This is a genomic window from Streptomyces sp. NPDC055189 (assembly GCF_053606765.1).
In genome coordinates, this window is the sequence record NZ_JBSGSG010000166.1 from 1 (window position 1) to 7036 (window position 7036).

Genomic DNA, 7036 nt, shown 5'->3' on the forward strand with positions numbered 1-7036 from the left:
GCAAAAACGTCCGCTGTGACGTGCAGGTCAGAGCAGTCCTGAGATGCATTCCCTCCCCGCCTGAAGACGGGGATACCCTGCAAGATCAGGGATGGCTTCTGCAATCTTCGGCTTCGTGGGAGTCCTGATCGGCTCCCTCATCACGTCCATCTTGACGATCTACAAGGACAGACTCGCAGCCAGGCACGAGATCAAGGTCCGCGACGAGCAGTTCGAGCGAGATCGCCAAGCCGCTCGGGATGCTTTTCAAAGAGAGAGCACTCTCGCCCTGCAAACAGCAGTCTTCAACCTGTTCAAGGCCGTCTACGAGGAGCTCGACCGGATGCTCGCCGAGCTCCATGCATCAGGCTCGTGGCCTGCCCGCCAGTGGGAGACGCCAACGGCTGAAGGCTGGTCGGAGGCTGTGCTGCAGCTTCAGCTCTCGGCAGCTCGGGTCCACCATGAGGGCCTGCGTGAACTCGCCGGGGAAATCCAGCGTGTTGCCGGCGACGCGATCCGGGCGCCGGACCTCGCCATGTCGCGCCAGCACTGCGAGCGTCTCGAGCCGTTGCACGTGCGGTTCAACGACACCGCTAACAGGATCTTCGCTTCGCTCTTCTGAACCCACCCGGTACATCGAGATGCGCTTCGGCCAGGAATTGCCCCAGACCGAGATCGGCCGCGAACTAGGCCTCTCCCAGATGCACATCTCACGCCTCCTGAGCCGCTCCCTGGCCGAGCTCTGGTCCTCGCCCGCTCGTCCAGCCGGGCCAGGAGCGGGCCGATGCTCCGACCGGCCTCATACCGGCCCCGTCCCGTCTCCGCCCCGCACAGCGCAGGCTCAGGCCGGGGTGGCGGGCTGTCGGGCGGCCCGGGGCTGGGGGCGCGCACCCCGCCCGTGCGCTACAGGATCCCGTGCACCCTGACCGGCGAGAATGTGCGCTGCGACTGACCGCCGGGGGCTCGAGGTTCGGGGGAACTGTCCCACATGGGCAACGCCCTCCGGTCGTGCTAGTAACCTTTTCGGTACGGAACGTAGCCGTCCTTCACAGCGGCTGCCCCTTGGACGCGCAAGGCTTTGATGGAGCACCAGATGTCCGTGCAGCAGCTGCTCGACAGCATGGAACAGGCCGTCGATACGGGTGAGCGCCGTGTGTGGGCGGCGCGGTGCGCGTATGCGCTGGGCCTGGACGGGATCGCGGTCTCCTTCCGGTGGGGGGCGGAGCTGATGTGGTTCAGCGACGACATCAGCGCCCGGCTGGAGGATGCCCAGTTCACCCTGGGCCAGGGCCCCACCCTCGCGGCGGACTTCAGCAAAGTTCCCTGCCAGGTGCCGGATCTGGAGGCGGGCGAGCGCTGGCCGCAGTTCGCCGAGCAGGCCCGGGCCCTGGGCGTGCGGGCGGCGTTTGTCTGGCCGATCCAGTCGGGGGCGGCTCGGTTCGGCGCGCTGACGGGTTACCGCAAGTCGACGGGACCGCTGACGGCGCTGCAGGCGGCGGACGGGCTGCGGGTGGCCGATGCGCTGACCAGCCGGCTGCTGGCCTGGCGGTCGGGCGCGGTCACCGCCCCCAACGAGCCGGGCAAAGCCGGCTCGGTCGACCTGCACTGGGCCGAAGTACACCAGGCCACCGGGGTGCTCAGCTACCGCCTGGGCGTGCCGCTGGAGGAGGCGCTGATCCGGCTGCGGGCGAGGGCCTTCGCCTCGGGCCGGCCCCTGACCGAAACCGCCCGCGAAGTCCTCGAGCAGGAATTGCCCTCATGAACAACCAGCCACCCGGCGCAGGCCCTTGGAGGGCGCCGGGGCACCAAGGAGTCACCGTATGAGCCGAGAACGCAAGATCGCCGAAACCTTCGTCGAACTCGCCGATACCCTCGTCGCGGACTTTGACGTCATCGACTTTCTGCAGCAGCTGACCGTCCGCTGCCGCGACATCTTCGCCGTGGCCGACGTCGCGGTCCTGCTGGCCTACCCCGGCCCGCAGCTCTACAGCCCCGCCCCCTGCGACCCCGGCCCCGCCCTGACCCGGGTGCTGGACCTGGCCCTGCGCGAAGGCCCGGCGCTGGACGCCTACCGCACCTCCCGCACCGTCAGCCCCGGCAACCTCGCCCACGCGCCCGAAGCCTGGCTCGACTTCACCACCCTGGCCCGCGAGGCCGGCTACACCTACGCCAGCGCCGTCCCCATGCGCCTGCGGGAGGAGACCATCGGCAGCCTGCTGCTGTTGCGCGCCACCGACAGCCCACTGCCGGCCGACGACCTCGCCCTGGCCCGGGCGTTCGCCGACGCGGCCACCATCGGCTTACTGCACGCCCACTCCCTGCAGCGCACCGAAACCCTCAACGAACAGCTCCACACCGCCCTGCACAGCCGCATCACCATCGAACAGGCCAAAGGATTCCTCGCCGCCTACCGCAACATTCCCCTCGACGACGCCTTCCAGGCCATGCGCCGCCACGCCCGCCACCACCGCCTGCTGCTCACCGACGTCGCCCGCCACGTCCTCACCACCGGCGACCTGCCCGCACCCCCGACCACACCGTCACTCCGGCGCCCCCCCTGGCGCGCCCCGAGCGAGTAGCCCCAGAGACCGCCCCGCCGCCGCAGACGTGACAGCCCCGGCCCCTGCCCCTGCCCCTCCTTCACCGAGGCACTGACGCGCGGTTGGCCGCAGAGCGGCGGGACGGTGCCGCGAGGACGCGCAGGCAGATCCGCAGACCTGTGCACCGCCCTGCGCCAGGCATCCGCGGCTCCACCACCACGGCCGCCGCCCCTGCAATCGCCTGCGCCGGACGGGCAGTCCAGCAGAGAGACGCCGGCGGGCGGAGCCGGCCCCGGCAGGCCACTGCTCACGACGCCGCCCTCGTCGAGCCGGACGTGTTGCCTCCCGCCGTCGCGTAGGGGTCGGCCCGGACCATCGCCACCAGCATCCGTGATCTGGCCGCACCGACGCGCAGCCGTTTGCGCAGCGTCTCCGCCGAGATCGGCCGCTGGAATGCCGCCCAGTGGCGGGCATCCTCGCGCCGGGCCCGATCGAGCAAGTCATCCCCGCCGGCCAGCGCATCAGCGTCATCCTCCGTGCCCGGGGCCGGGAAGACACCGACCGGAGCACGGGCGGCAAATCCCTCTGGCCGGGCAGGCGCCAGCGCTGCGCCGCGGCCATCTGGCGGTGTCTGGTGCTGCATTGTGCTGAGGGTCTGCAGCATGCCGGGCCCGACCTCGGCCCAGCCGATCAGCAGCAGAGGGCCGACCGCGTCAAAGGCCGCCTTCCCGAACTGGCCCGTGACCAGCGGGTCCGCCACGTTCAGTGCCAGCGTCATCGTGCCGGAGAACATCAGCAACCGGCGGGCCGGGCGCATCTGCTCACGCCCGGCGCCGTGCAGCGCCATATGGCGGATGGCCAGCAGGAGGCCCAGTACCGACAGATCCACGGCCGGGGCGACCAGCGGCGCCACCCACGGCGGCACGCCCAGACGCAGGGCCAGCGTCCACACGTTGCCGAAGCCGAAGAGGAACGTCAGCGCGACGACGGTGCCGGCGATGCCGGTCACCGCGCGCAGCGTGACGCGCTGCTCGAGGGGCAGCGCACCGCGTGCCGCGGAAGCGGGCGAGGGGCTCTGGGCACAGGCGGAAGCAGCGGCGTGGGCAGCGGCGGGCCGGTGCGGGGCGGCGGATGGCACAGAGCGACTGTCAGAGATCATGGACGGTTTTCCTCTCATCCCGCTCACACGCACAGGGGTCGAAGCAGGGCAGACCGGCGGCTGCGGCGGGGGCGATCCCGATGGATGGGCTCCGGTCCGTGCCGGTCCGAGTCCGGACCGGCGGCAGACCGACGGGCGTCCGCCGCCCCGGTCCGGGTCGGGACCGGGATGCGCGTCCGGTGCCGTGCCGGCGCTGCCCCCTGTCTGCGGGACGACGGCCCCCGCGCACCGTGACAGTCCGGCTCAGTCCGTACGCAGACGTGACTGCCGCCTTTAGGAGCGCGCACGGCCCGCCGTAGCACTGCGCCGTCTGCGCTGTGCCCACCTGGACGCTCGCGCGGTGCTGGCAGGAGTGCCAGACGCTCTCGAGAGCAGCGCCTGCCGGCCGGTCGTGCCCGTGCGACGGGGGATGCGGCTGCGTCATCTGCGGCCCCCTTCGCTCCTGGTGTGCGGTGCCCTGCTGCCTATAGAGGCCGCGATCAGCCCCGCTTTTTGACACGGGCCGGCGAAGTCGGCCACCGGTCAGGGTCGTTGTGCACCGCGCCCGTGATCGCGGCGGCCTCCGGCACGTGCTCACAGGGTCCGGTCCGCGCTGCTACGGCATGACTAAAACGCAGGTCGCAGCGCCCTCCCCCGGCCTCAAAGCCGGCATCCCCCATCCGCAGCGGTCTTGGTGCCGTCGCGCCGGTCGACGGTCCGCGCACGTTGTGCCGTAGGCGTCCGCTGGTCGGTGCTTGTCGGCCGGGCTGCCTGCTGGAGGCGTCATCGCGTCCGTTCACGGAGGGAGGCGCACTATGGCTCGCGGGCAGCGCGGGTCCCGTGCCTGCGCAACTCAACTCGCCGCTCCACCGCTGCCGCTGGAGACCGCCGCGCAGTGCTTCGCGCTGCTGGTCGCCGGCCCCCACCCGCCGTCTGTGGACGGCCGGGAGTTCCCCGGCCTGCCCGATCGCGCCATCCCCCTCGATGAGCTGCGCACCCGGCTGATGCGCGGGCAATGCCCCCGCCGGACCAGGGATGCGGTGTGGACGCTGCTGATCCGGCGGGCGCGTGCGCAGGGCGCCACCTGGACGCTGGCGTGCGCCGGGATGGCCCTGCCCGCGCTGTCGGGGATCTGCCACTGGGCGTCGGGAAGGTTCCCCGCCGAGCCGTTCGACCTGCAGGCCGAGGTCCTGACCGGTTTTCTCGGCGCGCTGGCCACCATCGATCTGGAGCGTCCGCGGCCGCACGTGCGGCCGCGGTGGGCGGCCTACCGCCGGATGCTCGCCGTCCTGTACGAGGCGCTGGATGCACCCGTACCCGTCGCCCGCGTCTTTGTCCCGGCTCCGCCCAAGCCGCCGTGGGGCCACCCGGACTTCGTCCTGCTCGGTGCGGTCCGGGTCGGGGTCCTGACCCGGACCGAGGCCGATCTGATCGGCCGCACCCGACTGGAAGAGCAGTCCGTGCCGGACTGGGCGCAGACCCACGACAGGCCGGTGATGGCCGCCTATCAGGCCCGCCGGCGCGCCGAGCTGCGGCTGCGGGCCTACCTCACCGCGGAGCAACAGGCCCCCGACCGCCGTGTGCCGGCCTGCGGCACGCCCGTGCCGACCGCCTCCGCACCCATAGATTCCGTGGCGGATTCCGGCAGCCGTGTCAAAAACAGCCGCACAAAGCGGCCTCTTCCCTCAGGGGCGGCGCCGCACTGCTGCCCCGGTGCCCGCTTTTCCGTCTCCCGCTGGGAGGTTCCCGCGATGTGCCTGCCCCCTGTTCGTTCCCGGGCACGCCGGCCGCTGCTGGTCGCCTCGATGGTCGTGGTCCTCTTGGCCCTCTGCTCCGCCAGCGCCTTCGCCGCCGAATCCGGGGCGGTGCTCGCGCTGGCCAAGTCCGTCAACGAAGTCCTCGACAACATCCGCAACTGGATCATGGGTGTGCTGGCCGGTCTTGCCACCGTCTTTCTGACCGTGGGCGGTGTCCGCTATGTGATGGCGGGCGGCGATCCGGGCGAGGTCGAGAAGGCCAAGACCGCGTTCAAGAGCGCGGGGTGGGGCTACGGGCTGGCCGCCCTGGCTCCCCTCGTCGTGGCCATCCTCAAGGGAATTGTCGGGGCGTGAGCATCATGATTCCTTCGCTCGCCCTTCGCCGCCCCGGCCCGGGGTGCACGGCCCGGACGCCCGGCCGCCACCGGCGGCATGCGCCGGCCGGGCCGCATCCCTGCCCGGTGGCGCGCCGGGGCCGGAGCGGCCCGGGCGCGGCGGCTGGGCGCACCCCCGCCGCAGGGCCCCCGCCCGGGTGTGGCGCGGGCGGCTGCGCCTTCCCCGCGCGCCGGTTGCTTGCTTTTTCCGTCTGCGCCGCCCTGCCCGCGCGTGCTGCGCGCACGGCAGCGCTCGGCCACAGGGGGCGGGCGTGATCGACTGGATTACGCAGGGGGTCACCGCCGCCATCAACGCCTTCTTCAAGGGCTTGGTGAGTGCGGCGCTGGAGCCCGTCCTCAAGCTCCTGGGGGACACGCTGCTCACCACGCCCACGCCCGATTCGCTGCCGCGCGTCGGGGAGTTGTGGACCGACGCGTGGCACATCACGCTCGGCGTCTACTCGCTGCTGGTCATGGTGGCCGGGATCCTGCTGATGACCTACGGGTCCGTGCAGGCCCGCTATTCGCTGCGGGAACTGGGGCCGCGGATCCCGCTGGGGTTTTTGGCCGCGGGCCTCTCGCTCATCCTGGCCGGCAAGGCGGTGGATCTCGCCAACGCGCTGTCCCTGGCGGTGCTGGGCGGCGGCCTGGACAAGGACACGGCGGGCACCGCCCTGCGCGAATTCGTCCTCAGCCGCTTCGCTCCCGGCAGCAACATCTTCATCATCCTGATGTGGGGCGTGGTCGCCGCCGTCCTGGTGGCCCTTCTGATCACTTACGTGGTGCGGGCGGCCCTGACCATCTTGCTCATCGCCGGAGCTCCGCTGGCGCTGATGTGCCACGCCCTGCCCCTGACCGACGGGGTGGCCCGCTGGTGGTGGCGCACCTTCGCCGGTCTGCTGGCCATCCAGGTCGCCCAGTCGATGGCGCTGGTGGTGGGGATCCGGGTGTTCTTGACGCCGGGCAACTTCAGCCCCTTCGGCCCGACGCAGAGCGGCCTGGTCAGCGTGCTGGTCGTGCTGGCGCTGATGTACATCCTCTTCAAGATCCCGTTCTGGATCCTGAGTTCCGTACGGCTGGGCCACGGACGCTCGTTCGCCGGCCGGCTGGTGCGGGCCGTGGTGATGTACCGGGCGTTCGGGCTGCTGCGCGGCACCGCGGGGCGCAGTGGCGGCGGCCGGGCAGCGCGCACGGGCGCTGGCCCCGCCGCCTTCGGCCCGGGTCCGGCCGGCGGCCGGGGCCTGACGC

5 protein-coding genes and 2 pseudogenes are annotated in these 7036 nt (G+C 71.8%); 6 read left to right on the forward strand and 1 reads right to left on the reverse strand.

Translation table 11 applies throughout. From position 1 onward, the window contains the following. The first annotated feature begins 91 nt into the window (after positions 1-91). The 4 genes and pseudogenes from ACWFR3_RS46235 (at position 92) to ACWFR3_RS46250 (ending at position 2558) form a co-directional block, all read left to right on the forward strand. Positions 92-601 carry a hypothetical protein gene (locus ACWFR3_RS46235; RefSeq protein ID WP_453740743.1) on the forward strand — a complete coding sequence of 170 codons (510 nt, stop codon included), beginning with the start codon at positions 92-94 and terminating at the stop codon, positions 599-601. A 7-nt stretch (positions 602-608) separates the two neighbouring features. After that, positions 609-722: pseudogene (locus ACWFR3_RS46240) on the forward strand (sigma factor-like helix-turn-helix DNA-binding protein); the annotation flags it as partial. A gap of 350 nt (positions 723-1072) precedes the next feature. Further along, on the forward strand, positions 1073-1741 hold the full coding sequence (locus ACWFR3_RS46245; protein WP_453740739.1) for an ANTAR domain-containing protein: 669 nt from the start codon (positions 1073-1075) through the stop codon (positions 1739-1741). A gap of 58 nt (positions 1742-1799) precedes the next feature. Continuing rightward, positions 1800-2558, forward strand: a complete 759-nt coding sequence (locus tag ACWFR3_RS46250; protein ID WP_453740740.1) for an ANTAR domain-containing protein — start codon at positions 1800-1802, stop codon at positions 2556-2558. Positions 2559-2826: 268 nt separating this feature from the next. Here ACWFR3_RS46250 and ACWFR3_RS46255 read toward each other — a convergent pair whose 3' ends face one another. Next, positions 2827-3528: a DUF2637 domain-containing protein gene (locus ACWFR3_RS46255; RefSeq protein ID WP_453740741.1), complete on the reverse strand. Its 702-nt coding sequence runs from the start codon at positions 3526-3528 to the stop codon at positions 2827-2829. 944 nt (positions 3529-4472) lie between these two features. Between ACWFR3_RS46255 and ACWFR3_RS46260 the strand changes: the two genes are divergently transcribed. Then, positions 4473-5768 carry a pilin gene (locus ACWFR3_RS46260; protein WP_453740742.1) on the forward strand — a complete coding sequence of 432 codons (1296 nt, stop codon included), beginning with the start codon at positions 4473-4475 and terminating at the stop codon, positions 5766-5768. A 292-nt stretch (positions 5769-6060) separates the two neighbouring features. Further along, positions 6061-7036 (forward strand): annotated as a pseudogene (locus ACWFR3_RS46265) (hypothetical protein); the annotation flags it as partial.